Origin of the sequence: Salinigranum halophilum (assembly GCF_007004735.1) — an archaeon.
Classification (GTDB): Archaea; Halobacteriota; Halobacteria; order Halobacteriales; family Haloferacaceae; genus Salinigranum; species Salinigranum halophilum.
This window is the reverse complement of the sequence record NZ_SSNL01000006.1, coordinates 245,147-263,796: the sequence shown is the minus strand read 5'-3', so window position 1 is coordinate 263,796 and position 18,650 is coordinate 245,147. Positions and strand designations below refer to the sequence as shown.

Annotated in this window: 23 protein-coding genes and 2 pseudogenes; 18 read left to right on the top strand and 7 right to left on the bottom strand. The window is 60.5% G+C overall.

The window, feature by feature from the left end:
- The first annotated feature begins 31 nt into the window (after positions 1 to 31).
- From E6N53_RS16640 to queC, 5 genes are all read left to right on the top strand, one after another.
- Positions 32 to 307, top strand: a complete 276-nt coding sequence (locus tag E6N53_RS16640; RefSeq protein WP_142860633.1) for a hypothetical protein — start codon at positions 32 to 34, stop codon at positions 305 to 307.
- A 148-nt stretch (positions 308 to 455) separates the two neighbouring features.
- On the top strand, positions 456 to 920 hold the full coding sequence (locus E6N53_RS16635) for a 6-pyruvoyl trahydropterin synthase family protein (RefSeq protein WP_142860632.1): 465 nt from the start codon (positions 456 to 458) through the stop codon (positions 918 to 920).
- Between the two features lie 4 nt (positions 921 to 924).
- Complete coding sequence (locus E6N53_RS16630) at positions 925 to 1,710, top strand: 7-carboxy-7-deazaguanine synthase QueE (RefSeq protein ID WP_142860631.1); 786 nt, start codon at positions 925 to 927, stop codon at positions 1,708 to 1,710.
- A 3-nt stretch (positions 1,711 to 1,713) separates the two neighbouring features.
- Positions 1,714 to 2,331 carry a GTP cyclohydrolase I gene (gene folE, locus E6N53_RS16625; RefSeq protein WP_142860630.1) on the top strand — a complete coding sequence of 206 codons (618 nt, stop codon included), beginning with the start codon at positions 1,714 to 1,716 and terminating at the stop codon, positions 2,329 to 2,331.
- Complete coding sequence (gene queC, locus E6N53_RS16620) at positions 2,328 to 3,020, top strand: 7-cyano-7-deazaguanine synthase QueC (protein ID WP_142860629.1); 693 nt, start codon at positions 2,328 to 2,330, stop codon at positions 3,018 to 3,020. Before folE ends, queC begins: the two co-directional genes overlap by 4 nt.
- Before the next feature lie 17 nt (positions 3,021 to 3,037).
- Here queC and E6N53_RS16615 read toward each other — a convergent pair whose 3' ends face one another.
- Both E6N53_RS16615 and E6N53_RS21665 read right to left on the bottom strand, forming a co-directional pair.
- Positions 3,038 to 4,033: a hypothetical protein gene (locus E6N53_RS16615; RefSeq protein ID WP_142860628.1), complete on the bottom strand. Its 996-nt coding sequence runs from the start codon at positions 4,031 to 4,033 to the stop codon at positions 3,038 to 3,040.
- Positions 4,034 to 4,394: 361 nt separating this feature from the next.
- Positions 4,395 to 4,610, bottom strand: a complete 216-nt coding sequence (locus tag E6N53_RS21665) for a hypothetical protein (RefSeq protein WP_142860627.1) — start codon at positions 4,608 to 4,610, stop codon at positions 4,395 to 4,397.
- A 112-nt stretch (positions 4,611 to 4,722) separates the two neighbouring features.
- On the opposite strand from E6N53_RS21665, the gene E6N53_RS16605 reads away from it, so the two are divergent.
- Genes E6N53_RS16605 through E6N53_RS16595 form a run of 3 tightly spaced genes read left to right on the top strand, consistent with a single transcriptional unit; the run spans position 4,723 to position 6,208 of the window.
- Positions 4,723 to 5,058 carry a DUF7558 family protein gene (locus tag E6N53_RS16605; RefSeq protein WP_142860626.1) on the top strand — a complete coding sequence of 112 codons (336 nt, stop codon included), beginning with the start codon at positions 4,723 to 4,725 and terminating at the stop codon, positions 5,056 to 5,058.
- 50 nt (positions 5,059 to 5,108) lie between these two features.
- The gene (locus tag E6N53_RS16600; protein ID WP_142860625.1) at positions 5,109 to 5,702 is read left to right on the top strand and encodes a DUF7437 domain-containing protein; all 594 of its coding nucleotides are present in this window, start codon (positions 5,109 to 5,111) and stop codon (positions 5,700 to 5,702) included.
- Positions 5,699 to 6,208 (top strand): PIN domain-containing protein, encoded by a 510-nt coding sequence (locus E6N53_RS16595; protein WP_142860624.1) that lies wholly within the window; start codon positions 5,699 to 5,701, stop codon positions 6,206 to 6,208. The genes E6N53_RS16600 and E6N53_RS16595 overlap by 4 nt, the downstream gene beginning before the upstream one ends.
- An 80-nt stretch (positions 6,209 to 6,288) precedes the next feature.
- Here E6N53_RS16595 and E6N53_RS21120 read toward each other — a convergent pair.
- Positions 6,289 to 6,411, bottom strand: a pseudogene (locus E6N53_RS21120) (transcriptional regulator TrmB); the annotation flags it as partial.
- On the opposite strand from E6N53_RS21120, the pseudogene E6N53_RS16590 reads away from it, so the two are divergent.
- The 5 genes and pseudogenes from E6N53_RS16590 to E6N53_RS21660 all read left to right on the top strand — a co-directional run.
- Positions 6,394 to 6,759, top strand: a pseudogene (locus E6N53_RS16590) (transcription initiation factor IIB family protein); the annotation flags it as partial. The pseudogenes E6N53_RS21120 and E6N53_RS16590 overlap by 18 nt on opposite strands.
- Positions 6,760 to 6,828: 69 nt before the next feature.
- The gene (locus E6N53_RS16585; RefSeq protein ID WP_142860623.1) at positions 6,829 to 7,341 is read left to right on the top strand and encodes a winged helix-turn-helix domain-containing protein; all 513 of its coding nucleotides are present in this window, start codon (positions 6,829 to 6,831) and stop codon (positions 7,339 to 7,341) included.
- Complete coding sequence (locus E6N53_RS16580; protein ID WP_142860622.1) at positions 7,338 to 7,790, top strand: toxin-antitoxin system TumE family protein; 453 nt, start codon at positions 7,338 to 7,340, stop codon at positions 7,788 to 7,790. The genes E6N53_RS16585 and E6N53_RS16580 overlap by 4 nt, the downstream gene beginning before the upstream one ends.
- 131 nt (positions 7,791 to 7,921) lie before the next feature.
- A complete protein-coding gene (locus E6N53_RS16575; protein WP_142860621.1) occupies positions 7,922 to 8,449 on the top strand; it encodes a winged helix-turn-helix domain-containing protein in 528 nt (175 codons plus the stop codon).
- Entirely contained in the window at positions 8,450 to 8,899 is a 450-nt protein-coding gene (locus E6N53_RS21660; RefSeq protein WP_142860620.1) for a toxin-antitoxin system TumE family protein, read from the top strand.
- A 297-nt stretch (positions 8,900 to 9,196) separates the two neighbouring features.
- Here the strand turns inward: E6N53_RS21660 and E6N53_RS16565 are convergent, their stop codons facing one another.
- From E6N53_RS16565 to E6N53_RS16550, 4 genes are read right to left on the bottom strand one after another with little or no spacing between them, the layout of a single operon-like run.
- The gene (locus E6N53_RS16565) at positions 9,197 to 9,937 is read right to left on the bottom strand and encodes an ABC transporter permease (protein ID WP_201740223.1); all 741 of its coding nucleotides are present in this window, start codon (positions 9,935 to 9,937) and stop codon (positions 9,197 to 9,199) included.
- 44 nt (positions 9,938 to 9,981) lie between these two features.
- Positions 9,982 to 10,845 carry an ABC transporter permease gene (locus tag E6N53_RS16560; protein ID WP_142860619.1) on the bottom strand — a complete coding sequence of 288 codons (864 nt, stop codon included), beginning with the start codon at positions 10,843 to 10,845 and terminating at the stop codon, positions 9,982 to 9,984.
- Complete coding sequence (locus E6N53_RS16555) at positions 10,842 to 11,885, bottom strand: ABC transporter ATP-binding protein (protein ID WP_142860618.1); 1,044 nt, start codon at positions 11,883 to 11,885, stop codon at positions 10,842 to 10,844. The genes E6N53_RS16560 and E6N53_RS16555 overlap by 4 nt, the downstream gene beginning before the upstream one ends.
- 5 nt (positions 11,886 to 11,890) lie before the next feature.
- Entirely contained in the window at positions 11,891 to 13,063 is a 1,173-nt protein-coding gene (locus tag E6N53_RS16550) for an ABC transporter substrate-binding protein (RefSeq protein WP_201741174.1), read from the bottom strand.
- Between the two features lie 148 nt (positions 13,064 to 13,211).
- Between E6N53_RS16550 and E6N53_RS16545 the strand changes: the two genes are divergently transcribed.
- From E6N53_RS16545 to E6N53_RS16525, 5 genes are all read left to right on the top strand, one after another.
- Positions 13,212 to 14,012 (top strand): enoyl-CoA hydratase/isomerase family protein, encoded by an 801-nt coding sequence (locus E6N53_RS16545; RefSeq protein ID WP_142860617.1) that lies wholly within the window; start codon positions 13,212 to 13,214, stop codon positions 14,010 to 14,012.
- Between the two features lie 47 nt (positions 14,013 to 14,059).
- Positions 14,060 to 16,204, top strand: coding sequence for an acetate--CoA ligase family protein (locus tag E6N53_RS16540; RefSeq protein ID WP_201741173.1), 2,145 nt, complete (start codon positions 14,060 to 14,062; stop codon positions 16,202 to 16,204).
- Positions 16,197 to 17,018: an enoyl-CoA hydratase/isomerase family protein gene (locus tag E6N53_RS16535; protein WP_142860615.1), complete on the top strand. Its 822-nt coding sequence runs from the start codon at positions 16,197 to 16,199 to the stop codon at positions 17,016 to 17,018. The genes E6N53_RS16540 and E6N53_RS16535 overlap by 8 nt, the downstream gene beginning before the upstream one ends.
- Entirely contained in the window at positions 17,015 to 17,806 is a 792-nt protein-coding gene (locus E6N53_RS16530; protein WP_142860614.1) for a carbon-nitrogen hydrolase family protein, read from the top strand. Before E6N53_RS16535 ends, E6N53_RS16530 begins: the two co-directional genes overlap by 4 nt.
- Positions 17,807 to 17,902: 96 nt before the next feature.
- Positions 17,903 to 18,400, top strand: a complete 498-nt coding sequence (locus E6N53_RS16525; RefSeq protein WP_142860613.1) for an Lrp/AsnC family transcriptional regulator — start codon at positions 17,903 to 17,905, stop codon at positions 18,398 to 18,400.
- The last annotated feature ends 250 nt before the right edge of the window (positions 18,401 to 18,650 follow it).

Below are 18,650 nucleotides of genomic sequence, written 5' to 3'. Positions count from 1 at the left end.
AATTAAATGCGATGGCGCAGTATCTCATGCTATGGCTGTCATTACCGATGATATCGTACTCGACCAGGTCGAGCACATTCTCGGCAGTGGGACCGGAACGCTCGATTTTGCCGTCTCTGACGAACAAGAATATTTCACATGGCACGGGGTTGAGGATGCAGAGTGGTCTATCTCGGGAGTCGGTCGTGTCGAAAACGATGACGAAGACCGATTCATCATGTATCCACAAGGGGAGTATTTTCACTGCGAGATCAGTGCCACAACCGAAGAAGGGAATCGTGGGCCTGTCGTGTGTCGGTCTGAGTGACAGGTGCCGTTTCGGCGAATTAGAGTTTGGTACTGCACTCAAACTGTATCACGTTCTGTGGAAACCATCGCTAACGGGCTGAGGGTCGATGCTGTTCACTTTCACTCCGAAGCGCATCATTTTAATACGACCTGAAGAATATCCGAGTATGACTCAGAGAGTACTCGAAGAAACTGATTCGTCTCACTCGCCATTATCTGAGGCGGGCGAGCGGACCCTCCACGTGGGCCGTGATCGTCCGATACGGATCAGTTCTGGGCATCGTATCCAGCACCACGACGGCAAGTGCGCTCGACCGCACGGCCACAACTACGAGATTGCAGTCACTGTGACTGGCGAACTCACTGAGGAAGGGTGGGTTGTCGACAAAGGAGATATCACGAGCATCATCGACGAGTGGGATCATCGATTCCTCCTCGAAGCGGGTGATCCACTCATCGACGCGTTCGAACAGTCGGGAGACGGCGATGCTGTCGTCGTTCTTCAGCATCCACCGACTGCAGAGGTAATGGCAGTCGTTCTCGAACATCGGATACTCGAATCGCTCCCAGACAACATCTCCGACGTCTCTGTCGAAGTCGCCGAGACGCACGAACTCTGTTCGGGTATCTGATTTTATGCCTGTCAATTCGGACTCGGGGTCAGTCTCTCGCCCTGTCGAGCAGGGGGACGACACACTCCCTATCAACGAGATATTCCACTCGCTGCAGGGTGAGGGGAAATTGGCTGGGGTCCCGAGCACGTTCATCCGGACGTCGGGGTGTAACCTCCGATGCTGGTTCTGTGACTCGTATCACACGTCGTGGGAGCCAACACACGGCTGGCTCGATATCGACGAGGTCGTCTCACAGGCGACCGAACACGAGAGTGAACATGTCGTTCTTACCGGCGGAGAGCCGATGATGCATGACCGAGTCGACAGTCTGCTGGAGACACTCAATCGGGAAGGCTACCACATCACGGTCGAGACGAACGGGACCGTCTTCCGCGACGTCCCGATGGATCTCGCTTCGATTAGTCCGAAACTCGCCTCGTCGACCCCGACGGAAGAACGACCCCCTGCGGGCGGCGACACCGATATCGGCGTCTGGGATGAACGACACGAACGGGACCGACTGGATTACGACGCGCTTGCGGCTCTCGTTGAGGCCTATGACTTCCAGCTGAAGTTCGTCGTCACTGACCGCGAGGACATGGACGAGATCGAGTCACTCGTTGAAGAACTCCGAGAGGTGAGTACTGCCTCGATTCGGAACGAAGACGTCTTATTGATGCCTGAGGGGATGACTCGAGAACGTCTGTCCGAAACCCGCGAGTTGACCGCAGAGCTCGCACTCGAGTACGGATATCGGTACACGCCACGCTTGCATGTCGACCTGTGGAACGACGCTCCGGGGACGTGATTCATGACGGGTGAAACAAACGGGAAGACGAAGCAGAGTCAGCGAGCACCCGATGGAACGGAGATCGACTGGCAGAAAGCACAAGAGGGAACCAAACTCCTCTTGGAAGCCGTCGGAGCGGACCCAGAGCGTGAGGAACTCCATGACACGTGGGCGCGTCGGGTCCCACAGACATTCGAGACACTGACCGAAGGGACTCGCACAGCGGCAAAGCCGACACTCAGAACGTTCCCCGTCGAAGAGTCGAATCCAGTAGTCAAGACCGGGATTCCGTTGTACAGTCTCTGTGAGCACCACCTTCTTCCGTATCATGGCGTTGCCCACGTCGCCTATGTCCCCGATGGCGAAGTCGTTGGACTCTCGAAACTACCACGGTACGTCCGCTGGCAGTCTCGTCAGCTGACGATGCAAGAGTCACTGACGCGTGATATCGCGACTGGTCTCTACGACGAACTCGGTGCCGTCGGTGTCGTCGTTGAGATTTCAGCGACCCATCTCTGTGAGGCGATGCGAGGCGTCGAGCGATCGACGACGACGACCACACGATCAGTCTCTGGAGACGTCTCGGAGACCGTTGTACAGCAGTTCGAACGAGCAATCGATAACGACTCAAACATATGAGCGAACACGACAAGGCGGTGATTCTCGTTTCAGGCGGAATGGATAGTGCGACAGCTGTGTACGAAGCAATCGAGAGTGGATACGATCCCCTCTTCCTCCACACGTCGTACGGACAACGAACCGAAGATAAGGAGTTCGAGTCAGCGCAGAAACTCGCAGACGTCGTCGATGCCGATGACTTCCTCCATATCGAGACCGAGCACCTCGCCAGAATCGGTGCCTCATCACTGACTGATGAGGATATCGAGGTCGACGACGCGGATATGGACAACGAAGAAATCCCCACGTCGTACGTTCCGTTCAGGAACGCAAATCTCCTGTCGATGGCGACGTCCTACGCGGAGGCACACGACGCATCAGCCATCTTCATCGGCGCTCATTCGGAAGACTTCGCAGGATATCCTGATTGCCGCCCGGCCTTTTTCGAGGCGTTCCAGCAGGTAATCGACGTCGGAACGAAACCCGAGACGGATATTTCCCTGGTCGCACCGTTCGTCGAGTGGACGAAAACGGACATCGCCGAGCGAGGGCTCGAACTTGGGGTCCCCTACGAACACACGTGGTCATGTTACCGAGAAGAGGAACCCGCCTGTGGGACGTGTGACTCCTGTGCGTTCCGTCTGCAGGCTTTCCAGAATCTCGAGGAACACGATCCCATCGAATACGCTGAGCGACCGTCGTACGTCTAATCCGACACGCGTTTGGACTATAACTGGAACAAGCGTGCATTACGCCCCCCTTCGCTCGCGGTGCGGTCGCGACGGGCGAGCGACCGCCGTTCCCACCACCAGAGGAGGAGTGAGAACACGGCCATCTGCACGGTGACCTCGGCAGTCCCCACGAACGCCTCCGCGAGCGAGCCGGACGCCAGCGTTTCGACGAACTCCTGGAGCAAGTTAGGCGCGCCGAACAGCGTCATACCCAGGAACAATCCGAACAGGTAGAGCCAGCCCCGGTCGCTACGGAAGATGGTCGAGTAGAAGGGGACGAGCAAAGCGGCGAGGAACGCTCCACGGATGATCTGCGTCGGGAACACGAAGATGCCCACTGCTCCATCGAGAGGCCGGTAGAGCTCGAACGCCTCCATCGTCGCGAACGCGGTCTCGTAATCCTGCAACTCGAAGAACGCGATGCCGGCCAGAAAGTACGTCACGACGTGCACGACGGTGAAACGGCCGACGTACTTCGGGATCGCTCCGCGAACCTCGCGGTCGACCAGGGAGTTCCGTCGCTCTCCCGAGACGTCCGTAGTCGCCCGCCGTTCCCACCAGAAGAACGCGCCGGTGAGCAGTCCGACCTGGACGACACTGGCTCCGAGGACGGCGAGGTGGGCGACCGCCGTCGTCTCCGTGTACAGGACGCCCTCGATCGACCCCGCCCTCGGTTCGACGGACCCGACGATCGTCAGACCGAGCACCGTGGTGAAGAGGACCAACCAGCCCCGGTCTCTCCCGAGGATGTCGCCGTAGAAGGGAGAGAGTACGACCGCGAGCAGGGCACCGCGAACGAGTTCCCAGCCGAGCACAGTGATCTCGACCGGGCGGTACGGTTCGAAGAAGTCGATCGCGACCCGGTCAGCAGCGGGGATTGCGTTCTGGATACTCAGGAACGCAGCCCCGACGAGGATGTACGCGAGCACGTGGACCAGCGTGAATCGTCCAAGGTATCCCAGCTTCTGTCTGTCGAGTCCGTCGAACGTCATCGGTAGTCACGTCCCCTCCTACGCAGACGGAACATATCAAGTGAGATGGTTATCTCTGTCGCCCGAGAATCTGATGCCAGCGTCGGTTCTCTGGACCCGAATAGACAGCCCGTCAAGACCGACTAGCTCAGGTCGGCCCGGCGGAACCCGAGATAGCCGACGACCAGCGGGAGGAGCGTCCAGACCAGCACACCAACGATTTTGTCACGCCGCCGCGAATTAACCAACACAGAATCATACCCCCCTGCAGCGTTGGTTAAGCACGTAACAGCGAGCAGTTTGTCCGCGCCTGAGAGACCGAGGCGCGTCAATTCGCGCCGACGTGATTCCTATGCCCGGTACAGACGCACTCGACGATGCATCAGCCGACCACGAACGGTTTGAAGCAGAACTCGTCGCACAGGATCAAGTTGCTGTCCGCGTGGCGGTAGCGGATATCGACGAGAGGAGAGCCCATTCTCTGGTCAGTGCCCTCGTCGACGACGACGTCGTCAGTCCCATCCCCAACGAACGCGTTCTCGTCCACGAGCCAAGTGACGAGACATTCGACTCGATACTCCAACTCGCGGTCTTCCATCGAGGCTGGACCGCTGCTGCTTGCTCATGGCTCCCACTGGTCGCCGTTCGCTATCGAGGCACTACTTCGTCGCGCCTCGCTTTGCTCGCGACACCGACGAGGGAGGAGCGTGATGCAACAGACACTTGCTGGCTGTGCCTTCTGCGATTCGGTTCCCGGTACAGACGTGGGGGAGGCACATACCTGGGGAAAAGACGAACAAGTCACACACCCGATCTGCGTCGACTGCGCGATCCAGTCGAATCTCGATCCCGACGAGCGTGACCATTCCGCCTGCGACGGGTGCGGGCTCGTCGTCGACGCACTTGCAGCCCTCACCCGGTTCCGTGTCGAATTCGGCCACCTAGAAGGCCCACTACAGCTGTGTGCGAGATGTAGTCCCGGCGGCCCCGCAACGTACTGGACACGCGACCTCGAGGAACACCTCGTCACAACGCCGGCAGAGTGACCCAAAACACTTTTTACTGATTTGCTGTAAACTGTAATCAAGAACGGCCCATGTCGCGCACCTCAAAGCGCGCCGACGGCGACATCGTCCGTGACTTCCTCTCGGTCGCGGACTTGCTGGAAAAGCCACAGCTAGCTCAGCTGTACGCGTATCTCGCCCAGGAGGGGGAGGCGACCGTCCAGGACGTGATGGAGGACCTCGACCTCGCCCAGGGAACGGCATACAGCTACGTGAACCGGCTCGTCGACACCGGCGTCGTCGAAGTTACACAAGACGAACAGCCCCGGCAGTACGCCGCCCGCGCAATCGACCTGACCGTGACGACGACTGCCGGCGACCGCGAGTACACGATCACGCCGGCACTCATCGACGCGGTGGGCCGCCGGGAGACGAACTCTGACATCGACACCTACATCGACCGCCACGGCGTCGCCGGACTCGCGACGGCGCTCACATACGCTGTCGCCCGCGAACGCGGCGAGGTGACCCACCGACTGATGGCGGAGGACCTCGACATCTCACCGCTGGCCGCGGAGATGATTCTGCAAGCGCTCCGGCCCGTCGTCCACGAGCACTACGATTTCGAGGAGGCTGGGGCAGGGCTCGGTGAGTTGGACATCGGCAACGGCACTGACGACACGTGAGCCGGCTCCACATCGCCGACACCGGGCTATTCGTCGCGATGGGCCAGCCCTCGAACAGCCGCTACCAAGCTGTTCGGCGATTCGCCCGCCGAAACGACGTCACCTTCGTCCTCCCCGAACGGGTGTACGAGGAGCTGACCGTCGACGACCCCGATATCGAAGCCCCGCCCGTCGACGACGTGAACGACGAGGGTTGGGCGACGGTTGCGTCACCGCTGGAGTTCTCCGAACCGATCGTCTCGCGGGTGATGGACGGTGTCCAGCGGTATATCGCGAACGCCGACGACCGCCCTGCTGACGAGGTTGAACGAGCGGACCCCGCCCTCACTGCGCTAGCTGCCCAGCACCTCAGCGCGGGGACGGCGGCCGAGGTGTACATCTACACGACCGACATTGCGGCTGGAGAGGGGGCTGAGACCGTACTCGCGAGTGAGGGGTACGGTGACTCGGTGACGTTCGTGAACGGGTTCCGGTTCATCGAAGACCTGGTTTCGAATCGTAGCTGAGGGATGGGATAGAAGGAGACGCATCGTACGAGGATTTGTGACCGCTCAGCATCCCCCGTTTGAGCGATCAAAGCACGCCCTCATGGCGCCACCTCGTACTCCTCGGCGAGTTCTAGGAAGTCCTCCCACTCGGGAAGTCGAGACGTCCGCTGGGCACCGCTGGTGTCGAGATAGGTGTAGAGGTCGTCGACGACGTCGTCGACACAGCACGCGTCGAACAATCGAGCGTCGCGAATGCGTACAAGACCCTGAATACAGAACTTGGGCTCCCGACTCAGCCGGTTCGCCCGAGTGAGTTCGTCCCCCGGTTCGCGTCAGCACTCGATGTTCCGGTGGACATCCGACAGCGAGCGCGGAGCTTGGCTGAACAGTCAGAATCGTCAGGCGTCGCATCGGGTGTCAACCCGTCAGGTTTCGCAGCGGCCTGTCTGTACAAGGCGGGTCGCGAGGAGGGACAATGGCTGACGCAGGCGGACGTCGCGGAGGTGGCGAGCGTCACTCCACCAACCATCCGGTCGCATCGAGACACGTTAGAGGAGCAGATTGTCTGATCGCGGTCGGTTTAGAAAAGAATGCTTTCCTTGAGAAATTATTTGACGTTAGAGTCCGTACCTCCCAGTATGACCGAGACGTGGGACGACGTCAACGAGCAGGTCAAAGCCGACTGGAAAGCAGACACCACACCGTTCGAGCGCGTGTACGAGATCATCGAACAAACCCACGAGGGGCAGTCAGCAGCCGAGATCGCCGATCGAGCGCTGGTGAGCGAGCCGACGGCCCGGCGTCACTGCAAGGCGCTCGTAAACACCGGGTTCGCAGAAACGGAACCAGACGGCCAAACAACGCTGTATCGTCGCAACAGCGACCGGGTGCTGATGTCCCGGATCCGTGAACTTCGCGACGAAGCGACTCGGACGGAGTTGCTCGAGGGCATCAAGGAGATGAAGGCCGATATCCGGCGCTACGAGGACCGCTACGACGTGGTGTCACCGGAGGAACTTGCCCAGCAACTCGACGCCGACGAGACGGAGGTGTGGGACGATCTTACGGCGTGGCGCACAACGCGACAGAATCTCGCCGTTGCCCAAGCCGCACTCGCCTACGACGAGGCCAGCCACCAGCTCGCTGTATGAGCGATGACGACCGCGCCGGGGAGTTCGGGCCAATTTATCTTCCGGCGCTCCAGCGGATTCGCGATCTCTGGCTCGACCTCGAGCCGTTAGTCGACGAAACAGCGTACGATGACGTCGTCGCCCCCACGGAACTGCAGATCAGTCTCGCTGACGGCCTTGGCGACGCCGCCAGCGCTCGGCTCGATATCCAATGGAGCGAACTCGGGATGTATTCGTTTCACTACGTCGATAGCGACGGCGTCAACTGGCGCTTCGATCGCCACCCGAATACACACTCTCCCGAGACCCATTTCCATCCGCCACCCGAGGCCGCAACGTCGGCCGCCGTACCGTCCTGCATCGAGGTGACCGAGGTCTCACTCGTGACGCGTGCTGTCCACGCGATGTGGCGAGCAGCCTACGAGGACGACGACATCGACCGGCTGAATAGCGTATCAAACCCGCCGTAATCAATGTATAGGCCCGAGCGGGGCCCCTGACGGGGAGCGAGAGCGAGTCTGCTGTTTCGGTAGCCCATCACGGTTGCGCATATATTTGAAAAATCAGAAGATATATTGAGAGTAGCCGCCTACAGAGAGATATGACCGAGTTCGATCCGACCCCCACGTCCGACGATACGCAGCGCCGGTGGCAGACGGGGACAGACACGTTTGGTCGTGTCTACGACGTCGTCCTCGGCGTTACCTCACCGACTGCCTACACCGAGATCGCTGAGCTTGCAGACTGCTCTCCGAATGCCGCCAAAAAGCACCTCGATCGCTTGGCAGAGATGGGCATCGCTCGAGCCGAGAGAGACAGTCGCCCAGCAACATACGAACGTAACGAGGGGTATCTCGAATGGCAGGACGCCAGTCGAATCGCAACCGAGCTCTCTATCGAAGCAATCATCGACCGCGTGGAGGCGCTTGAAGCCCAGCGAACGGAATACGAAGCGCAGTTCGAGACGACCGACCCAACGGCTGTCAACGTGTTCGATCACGATAGTCACGAAACCATTCACGAGCGGATGACCGCCATCAGCGAGTGGCAGGGCGTGATTCGAGATATCCGGCTGTACGAACTTGCTCGCCAGCTCTCCCAGAATGACGGGCATCTGATTCCGGCCTAAATGAGCCAGCCACCGGAGGATTCGGCCCCGCGCTCGACAGGGCCAGCGGACAGACAGACGCTGCGCCTGCTGGAGCGACACCTGTCGTCCGATTCACTCGTCGCCGAGACTGCGTTCGACCCGGATTCATACGAACCTCGACTGCTTCGTGGACTGCTCGACGCTGGACGATATCCAGACACAGTAACAGCGGTCCGTCTCGACATCCGATGGTTCACGACTGGCGATTTCTCAGTCCACTACGTCGAAGAGCACGAGGACGGGGAACGCTGGGAGTGTCGCTGGGACCGGCACCCGAACGCGCACAACACCCGATTGCATGTCCACAAGCCACCGTCTGCCACCGAAATTACCGACCTCGAACGCCCGTCGCTCCATCCACTCGAAGTATACTCCACCGTCCTCACAGCAATAGAGCAACGCATAGAGACACTGTGGTCGTCACAGTGATCTCGTAAGGGCGCTGGTGAATCGCCATACAGCGCGTGGTTCAGCCCCATAGAACGCGGATATTTCCACAGATTATGCTTGGGTCGTGAGGTCGTAGAGAGCGATATCGATGCCTGCATCGCGGAGACTCCTGCCGAGCGTGCCGTGTAGTGACCTGCACTCGGGGTCGTACAGGCGGTCTCGCCTCTCGCCCCACGCGGTCGGGGGCATGACAGCTGTTCGATTGAGTATCTCTGTAACATGCCGCCTGCGATCCGACACACCGTTCGATGAATCAACATCGGCCAAGCGGGGGCCTCACGAAGAAGAGAGTTGCCGACTACTCAGTGCGAGGAGGAGCATGACGACGATCAAAACCACCGAAAGGGCGTTGATCGTCGGCGTCAGGCCCGTCCTGAGCATCGTGTAGATGACGACCGGCACGGTACTGGTGTCGGGTGAGATAAGGAACTGCGTTGCGGTGAACTCCCCGAAGGAGACAACGAACGCGATGAAGCCACCGGCGAGAATCGCAGGAGAGATGATGGGCCCGGTCACATGCCTGAAGGTCGTTACTGGGTCGGCACCGAGGATCCGCGAGGCCCGTTCGAGGTCCTGATCGAAGGTCAGAAGCTCAGAACGGACCAACAAGAACACGTACGGGAGCGACAGCACCGTGTGGCCAAGAACGAGTGCTGGATATCCCGAGGAGAGCCCGACCGTACTGAAGTACCGAACGAGCGCGATACCGGTAATGACCGGTGAAATGATGATCGGTAAGAGCATAGCCGTCGAGATCTGTTCCTTGTAAGGGAACTCTCCTCGAACGAAGCCGACGGCGGCAATGGTTCCGACGATTGCCGACAGGACCGCAGACGCAGTCGCGACGATGAGACTCACCGTCAGCGCGTCCAGTAGTTTCTGGTCTGCTAGCAGTTCGGCGTACCACGTGAGCGAGACTCCCTCCTGCGGGATGGCTGGGAAACTCTGTGTCGTGAACGACGTCAGGACGACGATCACGACTGGGAGGAGCAAGAACCCGAACACGACCGTGACCATCACGCGGAGCGTGAGACCTTCGAGTCGAGCCGTCGTGGTCTGAGTCATATGTTCCCGAGCACCTCCTGAAGGTCGAAGACTGTATTGAACACCAAGAGGAGCCCAACCAGCAAGACGGTGTATACGACGGCGAGTGCCGATGCGAACTGGATATTGAAGTTCTCCAGGAACGACTGGGCGATGACGTTCGCGATCATCGTCTGCTTCGGGCCACCGAGGACGGCTGGCCCGAGGAACGAGCCGGCTGCAAGAATAAAGACGATGAGCCCAGCTGCGACCAGTCCGGGAAGGCTGAGCGGGAACACCACCTTGCCAAGGGTTCGCCACTTATCAGCACCGAGGACCCGAGACGCGTCGATCAATGCCCCGTCGATGGCGTTGAGCGAGTTGTATATCGGCAACACCGCGAACGGAAGGTAGACGTTCGCGAGCCCGATGATCACCGCAGGCGTCGTAAAGAGCAGCTCCGGTTCGATCCCGGTCAAATCGGCGAACGGACCGGCCGGTGACAAGAACAGCAAAATCCCGAAGTACCGCACGATGTACGCGATCCAGAGGGGAACGACGATGAGCGTCATTCCGAGACGGACTCGGTCGGACGAGAACACGAGAAAGTACGACAGCAGGTACGCCAGCGCGAGCGTCACGACAGTCGTGAGCGCTCCGTACAGGAACGAACGGACGAACGCGTTCACGTAGATGCCGTTCGTCACCCGCCGATAGGACTCGAACGGCGTCGCACTCCCGAGGTGAAGGCTCTCAGGGACCAACAGAGCGATTGGGACGATAAAGAAAAGCCCGACGAATCCGACGCCGAACCCTGCGAGATGGCGGTTAGAAACGCGGCCTTCAAGACGATCGCCGATCAGGTGCGTGAGTCCGTTCAGACCCGACCGCTGAACGCTCATAGAACGATCACCTGTCGGGAGTCGAATCGGACGTACACCTCATCGCCAACTGAGAAGTCAGGGAATCGATTCGTATGTGCGAGTGCAGTCGAACCAGTGCCGAGTTCGACTGACACCTCGGCACGGTTACCGAGATTTGCGACGTCAGTGACCGTCCCACGGAGTTCGTTCTGCGTCTCGACTGCCTCGTGGCTTACTTCGATGTCTTCGGGGCGAACGTACAGTGAAACTGCGGTGCCGTCAGCAAACTGCGCTCCGTCCAACTCGATCCGTTTGTCTTGATTGTAAACAACGGCCTGGCCGTTCTCGTGGGTGACTTCTCCGGTAAACTGCGTGGACTTGCCGACGAACTCCGCGACGAACGGGTTAGTAGGTGACTCGTAGATACGTTCGGGGCTGTCGATCTGTTGGTCGCGGCCGTCGTTGAGGACGACGACCGTGTCGGACATCGACAGTGCGTCCTCTTGATCGTGCGTGACGTAGAGCGTCGTGACACCAACTTCGCGCTGAATCCGGTTGAGCCAGCCACGCATCTCGTCACGGAGGACGCGGTCGAGCCCCGTGAGTGGTTCGTCCAACAGGAGAATGTCGGGCTCGTACGCCAGGGCACGGGCCAGAGAGACGCGCTGTTGCTGGCCACCGGAGAGCTCACCCGGCTTGTGCTGGCCATGTTCAGGCATGTCGACGAGTTCGAGTGACTCCTCGACACGGTCGGTCACGTCGGCCTTCGCGTAGCCGTGCATTTTCAACCCGTAAGCGATGTTCTCGCGAACGGTCATGTGCGGAAACAGGGCAGTAGACTGAAACGCCATCCCGATGTTCCGCTTTTCGGGTGGGAGGTCGGTCACGTCGTCGCCACGAAGATAGATATTCCCCTCCGTCGGCTCAACAAGCCCGGCAATCGCGTGCAACGTCGTCGATTTGCCGCAGCCGGAGGGACCCAGTAACGTAACGAACTCCCCTTCCTCGATGTGGAACGAGAGGTCCTCGACTGCACAGAGATCGCCGTAGTATTTCGTGAAACCCCTGACTTCGAGCATCAATCTCAACTCTGTTTGATTTTGTCCAGTCGCTGAGTCCACACGTCCTGTTTCGGGAGGACTTTCTCCCAGTTGCGGAAGGCGAGGTCTTCTGCCGGTGCGTAGTCGGGCAGCTGCTGCATCTCACTCGGAGGGTTCTTCACCTGCACGGTGTAGTTCATGTCATCCGAGAGAGTGAGCAGGTTCTCCCGCTTGTAGGTGTAGTTCAGCAGCTCGTGGGCCAACTCGCGGCTCTCGGACCCCTTGACGACCGCGAGGTTGTCGGCCCAGCCCATTGCCCCCTCTTTCGGAATGACGTACTCGATGTGGTCGTAGCCTTCTTCTTGCAGTGCGAGCACGCGGCCGCCCCACGCTTCACATATCCAGGCGTTCTCCTGGCGAAGGTAACGGATCGATGTGGCGCCGTCTCCCCAGTACGAGAAGACGTTCTGGTTCTCCTTTTCGGCCCGCTCGAACATCTGATCGGTCTTCGACTGGTTATCCGGCACCTCGTTGATGTTGAGTCCCGCTGCCGCCGCGCTGTTCGACAGGCGGTCGATCGTCCGGTCGATGAGCGACACCTTCCCTTCGTACTTCGAATCGAGCAGTGCGTCCCAGGAGTTCAGTTCCCCATCGACTTTCTCTGTGTTGTACGCGAAGCCCGTGGCACCGTTCTCACGAATGAGCCCCATCGTCTCGTCGCCGTTCATGTTGAACGAGAGCGACCGGGCGGACTCTTTGATGTTCTTCTCGTAGTTCGGCACCTTCGAGAGATCGAGTGGCTCGATCACCCCCTCCTGTTGTGCGCGCGCCATCCCGGTATCGTTCAATGCGACGATGTCGAAAGAGCCAGGATTCTGCTTGATGAGCGAGATCATCTCCGTCGTGCCACCTGCGGACGTCCCCTTCACTGTCGCTCCGGTCTCCTGGCTCCACCCCTCAAAGACAGACATCTGGGACTTCTGTGTGTTCCCGCCGAACCCGAGGAACCGAAGCGTCCCACCGCCACTCGATTCCGAACCTGATCCTGACTGACTCGTCGACGTCGAACCGGAACTGGACTCCGTTCCCGACCCCGCGTTTCCGCTTGACCCCGACCCGGAGCCACCGCCGCCAGTGCAGCCTGCGAGGGCCGTCACCATCCCCACGCCGGCCGCTTTCAGCACGTTACGTCGTTTGCGCATGTCTATGTTCGACATTGGCATGCTACTGTTCTACAGACTGCCATAATAATCTTTCGCAGATTGTAGACTCTAATTCAAACTTTTTGCTAATTATAGCCCCTAAATTTGTATCGAGATAAAATTTATGTGGATTGCCCCTGAGAGCTTAGGTAGCAGTTCGCACATGAACCAGAAAGACACCACAAGAGACCCCCCGACCATCTACCACCGAGACGGGGCTGTCTCCTCCATCCGATTGAACCGGCCGGACAGCCTCAACGCCGTGACCCCAGCGCTGTACGAGGGCGTTCGGGAAGGGCTCGACCGTGCAGCCAGCGAGGATGCCCGGGTGGTCGTTCTCGAAGGGGAGGGCCGCGCCTTCTGTGCCGGCGCAGACATGCAGCAGCACGACGAGACGCGTCGCACTCCAAAAGAGCGGCGTGACTACGTTTGGGCTGCACAGAACACCTGTAGAGCGGTTCAGACACACCCCCAACCTGTCGTCGCGAAGGTGGACGGGTACGCGATTGGTGCTGGCGCAGAGTTGGCACTCAGCGCGGATTTCGTTCTGGCAGCGGATGACGCCGAATTTCGGTTCCCCGAGGTCGGGGTCGGCACGTACGTGGGCGGGGGTGTCTCGTACACCCTCAGCCAGCGCGTGGGAGCAGCCCGGGCGAAAGAACTCATCCTCTCGGCGGCCACGCTCACCGGAGACGAGGCCGCAGAGGAGGGTGTTGCCACCAGCGCTCATCCGGCCTCCGAGTTGGAGGGAGCCGTAAGGGAGTTAACCGAAACCCTCGTGCAGCACGCGCCTATCCCGATGGAGTTCGCCAAAAAGCAGTTCGGCCGAGTCGGGACGGCCACACGCGACGACATGCTGACCGCCGAGGCTGAGGCCCTGCTGGCCTGCATGGCGACTGACGACTGGCAGGAAGGGGTCGACGCGTTCGCCGAGGGACGAGATCCGTCGTTCGAGGGGGAGTGAGTGTGTCGGTCGACACAACAGATATCGACCGCATCATGGACCCCGACGTGGTCGCGGTGGTCGGTGCCTCGACCGACGAGACCAAACGGGGCTATCAGGCCATCGAAACTCTCCACGAGGGCGGCTACGACGGTGAGATCTATCCGGTTAACCCACATGCCGACGAAATCAGAGGCTTGCGGGTCTATCCGACTGTCTCTGCGATCCCCGAGCGCGTCGATCTTGCGCTCATCGTCACGCCCGCTGAAGTCGTCCCAAGCGTGCTCGAAGATTGCGAGGGAACCGACCTCGCTGGCGCGGTTGTCGTTGCAGTCGGGTTCGGCGAGATGGGCGAGGAGGGACAGTCGCTTGAGGACGAAATCGTCTCGCTCGCCCGCGAACAGGGCATTAGACTGATTGGCCCGAACACCTCCGGGATGATCAACGTCCACCGGGGCCTGAATCTCGTCGGAACGGACACAGTCCCTGAAGGCGGCCTCGCGTTACTCTGTCAGAGCGGGAATATGGCGATATCGCTGTTCACTGAGGCCGCGACGCGCGACGGTGTTGGGTTCAGCCACTACGTCGGCGTCGGCAACGAAGCCGATCTGCAGTTCCACGAGTATCTTCCGTATCTCAACGCCGACCCCGAGACCGAGGTGATCGTCTGTTACGTCGAAGGATTGAGCGACGGGCGCGCGTTCTTACAACAGGCCCGAGAGGTCGTCACCGAGACGCCAGTCGTCGTCCTCAAGAGCGGCCGGTCTGTGGTCGGGAAGCGCTCGGCGTCGTCTCACACCGGTTCGCTCGCCGGTGACGCGGCTGTGACCGACTCTGTCCTCGAACAGGCAGGAGTTGTCAGCGTGGACCGCTCCGACGAACTACTGAACGTCGCGAACGCGCTGGCGTCACTCCCCCGCCCGGACGGCTTGAACGTCGGCGTCCTCGCTGATGGGGGTGGTCACGCGACGCTCGCGGCCGACGCCCTCGCCGAGCGTGGACTGTCGGTCCCACGCCTCAGTGAGTCCACGCAGGCTCGCCTCCGCGAGAGCCTCCCGGACGCTGCAAGTGTGGTCAACCCGGTTGACGTTGCAGGGGGGACCGACGAGGACCAGTCCGTGTTCGTTGACTGCGCTGCGGCGATCTTAGCTGATCCTAATGTGGATGCGCTCTTGCTGACCGGCCTCTTCGGTGGATACGGGATCCGGTTCGCCGAGCAGTACACAGACGTCGAGGTGGAGGCCGCGACGGAGCTAGCCAACCTCGTGGCCGACTACGAGACGCCAATCGTCGTCCAAAGCGCCTACGAAGGGTTCGACACGGCGCCGCATGCCGTCCTCCGAGAGCGGGGGGTCCCGGTCCTCGAGTCGCTCGACGTCGCCAGTGCGACCCTGGCGGCCGTGTCGACGTACGGTGCTCGTTCCCGGGCGCTGGCCGAAAGCAGTGATTTTCGCCTCGCCCACGACCCTGCACCAGATCCAGCCGACGGTTCCATCTCCGAGGGTCGGAGCCAGCTCTCGGAGCTCGAATCGAAGCGTGCCCTCGCGGCAAGTGGGCTCCCGGTTACACCGTTCGAGTTCGTGACCAATCCTGACGAAGCCGTATCAGCAGCGGCCGACTTTGACGGGCCGGTCGCACTAAAGATCGTAACCCCAGACATCGTCCACAAGTCCGACGCGGGGGGTGTCGCCCTCGACGTCGACCCGGACCGTGCGGGCAACGTCTACGACGACCTCATAGCCGCAGTTCGCGCGTTCGACCCGACAGCCAGCCTCGACGGGGTGCTCGTGTCTCCGATGCGGGAGACCGGCGTCGAACTCATCATTGGCGTAGTCGACGACCCACAGTTCGGGCCGGTCGTCATGTGTGGCCTCGGTGGCGTGTTTGTCGAGATACTCGAAGACGTCGCCTTTCGTGCACTCCCACTGACCGAAGCGGATGCGCGCGCCATGCTCGACGACATTGATGCTCAAGAGTTGCTCGATGGTGCTCGTGGGGAGCCACCTGTGGACCGAGATGCGGTCGTCGACCTTCTCATCGATGTCTCCCGGTTCGTCGAGGCACACCCGTCGGTGTCGGAACTCGATCTGAATCCCGTCTTCGCCGACGCGACGGGCGTCGAAATCATCGACGCCGCAATCACCGTCTCCGGGGAAGAGAGACAATCAAGTGATATCGCTTCGGTTCCATCTCCCGGTGATTCCGATGACTGACACAGCGTTCGATATCGGTGTCGAGACCGACGGCCCGATCAGAGTCGAGGCCACGGGCGAACACATCGCTCGCGTCACGTACGATCGTCCCGACGCGATGAACGCCTACAACGAGGCCCTCTTGCGTGTCGCAGTCGAGACATTCGAGCGCCTGGATGACCACGAGGCGGTCCGAGCCATCGTTCTTACGGGCGCCGGCGACGCGTTCTGTGCCGGCGTCGATCTGAACGACATGCCACTTCGCCCGGAGATGGAGTTCGTCGAGTACGAGACGGGCCTCGGGCTCTTTCAGGACGTTGTCCGAACCATCCGGAGTATCGGGACGCCCGTCGTTGCGGCCGTGAACGGATACGCCCTGGGCGCGGGTTCCGACACTGCTCTCGCCTGTGATTTCCGTGTCGTGAGCGACGAGGCCGTCCTCGGGGAGACATTCATCGACGTTGGGTTCGTTCCGGGAGACGGTGGCGCGTTCCTCCTTCCCCGGTTGATCGGCGAGGCACGGGCGAAGGAACTCATCTTCACTGGGCGGCGGCTCGCCGGGGCGGAGATCGTCGACTGGGACCTCGCCCGTGAGCACGTGTCGCCCGATCGCCTCCTCGACGCTGCCGAGGAGTTCGCCTCAGAACTGGCTAACAGGCCACCCATCGCGCTCGCCCAGAGCAAGCACCTGATCAACGACAGCTTCGACGTTGACCTCGATCGAGCGCTGGACGACGCGACGCGCGCCCAGCGTATCTGTTCGCAGACGCATGACCATACGGAGGCCGTCGCGGCGTTCCGAGAGGACCGCGAACCGGAGTTCGAGGGCAGATGAACCGCTTTGCCGTCGACGTCGTCCAGTTCGACAGTCGGCTCGAAACCGACGATGACGACGACCCAGTTGAGCGGATGGCCGACGCAGTCGCGTCCTCCGAGGCAGAGTTGATCGTGTTCCCCGAACTCGCCACGACAGGCTACCACGTGTTCGATGCGCTGGACGACGTGGCAGAACCGGTTCCTGGCCCGACGACCGACGTACTCGGGGCAGCGGCCGCAGATGCCGAGAGCCACGTCCTGTTCGGAATGCCGGTCCGGAGCTGTGAGGGGGTCTCGAACGCTGCAGTCTGGCTCGACTCGGACGGTGCCGTCCGTGCACAGTACGACAAGCGACACCTCTGGGGGGACGAACGAACCGCCTTCACGCCAGGGGAAACGTACGTCGCCGTCGACGCGCCCTTCGGCCGCGTCGGGATCCAGGTCTGCTACGACCTGAATTTCCCCGCGGCTAGCGCTGCCCTCGCTCGGGCAGAGTGTGACGTAGTGGTCAACCTCTCCGCATGGACGGTCCGCATGGAACGCGACTGGCATACCCTTCTCCCAGCACGGGCGGTCGAACAGGGCGCGTACGTCGTCGGTTGTAACCGTGCCGGACTGGAAGCGGGCAACAGCTTCTGCGGACAGAGCACTGTCATCGAACCCGATGGAGCGACTGTTGTGAAGATGGGCGACGCACCCGGTCGGGTCTCGGTCACGCTCGATCCGGGCGTGGTTGACGCCGAGCGCGCGCGGAATCCGATGCGTACGGACCGCCCGACAGTCGACGCAGACCTCACGGTTCAGTGACCCCCATCCGGAGAGGGTTGGAACGATTCCAGATTTGTTATCCAACGTTTGGGACGAGACCAATCTATTAACTTATCGCGACCCATGGTCTCCTTGATGACAAAGGTCGACCTCGACGAGGTGGATTTTCAGCTGTTACGGCGACTGGACGAGGATACTGACGTGGACGTCGACGAATTGAGTGACGAACTAGACGTGAGCACATCGACCATCTACTACCGGATGGAGAAGTACCGAAAGCAAGGCATCATCACTGGAAAAGTCACGCAACTCGACCCACAGGCGCTCGGCCTGGGCCTCATGGCGATCACCGAGATCAACGCGGACTACAACGGCCCTGGTTATGAGGAAGTCGCCGAGAAGCTCGCGGCGTACTCAGGCGTCCAGCGCGTGTTCTTCATGCTCGGGGAGATGTCTTTTTACGTAATCTCCCGCGTTCAAGATCACGAACACCTCCAACGACTCATGGAGCGAATCATCCAGACGGAGGGGATCGAAAACTCCACCACGAATATCGTCCTCCGGACATTCAAAGACGAGGACCGACTCTTGGTCAATTACGACGAGGATGATCTCGAACGTGTGTTCAGATGAGTGTTCGCTCTTCGTTGCCGATCCAGCAGTTCAGCACGCGGTAGCGCGGAGCCTCCTTCCTCAACGAGCGTCGGAGACGCGAGTAGGGAGGAGAGGAAGCCCGTTCACAAGGTATTAATTTGGTTGACTTTGTACCCCGAGTTACTGCCGTCCTCGCACAAGCCGAGGTCGGTAGGAGCCACCAGTAAACTGGCTCCTGTGGTGCGATTCCAACGCACCCTGCACTCGGGAACGACGACCGCGAACGGTT

Excerpts from the sequence above, each read along its gene's own strand:
- E6N53_RS16640 (WP_142860633.1), top strand. The coding sequence starts at position 32 with ATGGCTGTCATTACCGATGATATCGTACTCGACCAGGTCGAGCACATT.
- E6N53_RS16635 (WP_142860632.1), top strand. The coding sequence starts at position 456 with ATGACTCAGAGAGTACTCGAAGAAACTGATTCGTCTCACTCGCCATTA.
- E6N53_RS16630 (WP_142860631.1), top strand. The coding sequence starts at position 925 with ATGCCTGTCAATTCGGACTCGGGGTCAGTCTCTCGCCCTGTCGAGCAG.
- folE (WP_142860630.1), top strand. The coding sequence starts at position 1,714 with ATGACGGGTGAAACAAACGGGAAGACGAAGCAGAGTCAGCGAGCACCC.
- queC (WP_142860629.1), top strand. The coding sequence starts at position 2,328 with ATGAGCGAACACGACAAGGCGGTGATTCTCGTTTCAGGCGGAATGGAT.
- E6N53_RS16615 (WP_142860628.1), bottom strand. The coding sequence starts at position 4,033 with ATGACGTTCGACGGACTCGACAGACAGAAGCTGGGATACCTTGGACGA.
- E6N53_RS21665 (WP_142860627.1), bottom strand. The coding sequence starts at position 4,610 with ATGGAAGACCGCGAGTTGGAGTATCGAGTCGAATGTCTCGTCACTTGG.
- E6N53_RS16605 (WP_142860626.1), top strand. The coding sequence starts at position 4,723 with ATGCAACAGACACTTGCTGGCTGTGCCTTCTGCGATTCGGTTCCCGGT.
- E6N53_RS16600 (WP_142860625.1), top strand. The coding sequence starts at position 5,109 with ATGTCGCGCACCTCAAAGCGCGCCGACGGCGACATCGTCCGTGACTTC.
- E6N53_RS16585 (WP_142860623.1), top strand. The coding sequence starts at position 6,829 with ATGACCGAGACGTGGGACGACGTCAACGAGCAGGTCAAAGCCGACTGG.
- E6N53_RS16580 (WP_142860622.1), top strand. The coding sequence starts at position 7,338 with ATGAGCGATGACGACCGCGCCGGGGAGTTCGGGCCAATTTATCTTCCG.
- E6N53_RS16575 (WP_142860621.1), top strand. The coding sequence starts at position 7,922 with ATGACCGAGTTCGATCCGACCCCCACGTCCGACGATACGCAGCGCCGG.
- E6N53_RS21660 (WP_142860620.1), top strand. The coding sequence starts at position 8,450 with ATGAGCCAGCCACCGGAGGATTCGGCCCCGCGCTCGACAGGGCCAGCG.
- E6N53_RS16565 (WP_201740223.1), bottom strand. The coding sequence starts at position 9,937 with ATGGTCACGGTCGTGTTCGGGTTCTTGCTCCTCCCAGTCGTGATCGTC.
- E6N53_RS16560 (WP_142860619.1), bottom strand. The coding sequence starts at position 10,845 with ATGAGCGTTCAGCGGTCGGGTCTGAACGGACTCACGCACCTGATCGGC.
- E6N53_RS16555 (WP_142860618.1), bottom strand. The coding sequence starts at position 11,885 with ATGCTCGAAGTCAGGGGTTTCACGAAATACTACGGCGATCTCTGTGCA.
- E6N53_RS16550 (WP_201741174.1), bottom strand. The coding sequence starts at position 13,063 with ATGTCGAACATAGACATGCGCAAACGACGTAACGTGCTGAAAGCGGCC.
- E6N53_RS16545 (WP_142860617.1), top strand. The coding sequence starts at position 13,212 with ATGAACCAGAAAGACACCACAAGAGACCCCCCGACCATCTACCACCGA.
- E6N53_RS16535 (WP_142860615.1), top strand. The coding sequence starts at position 16,197 with ATGACTGACACAGCGTTCGATATCGGTGTCGAGACCGACGGCCCGATC.
- E6N53_RS16530 (WP_142860614.1), top strand. The coding sequence starts at position 17,015 with ATGAACCGCTTTGCCGTCGACGTCGTCCAGTTCGACAGTCGGCTCGAA.
- E6N53_RS16525 (WP_142860613.1), top strand. The coding sequence starts at position 17,903 with ATGACAAAGGTCGACCTCGACGAGGTGGATTTTCAGCTGTTACGGCGA.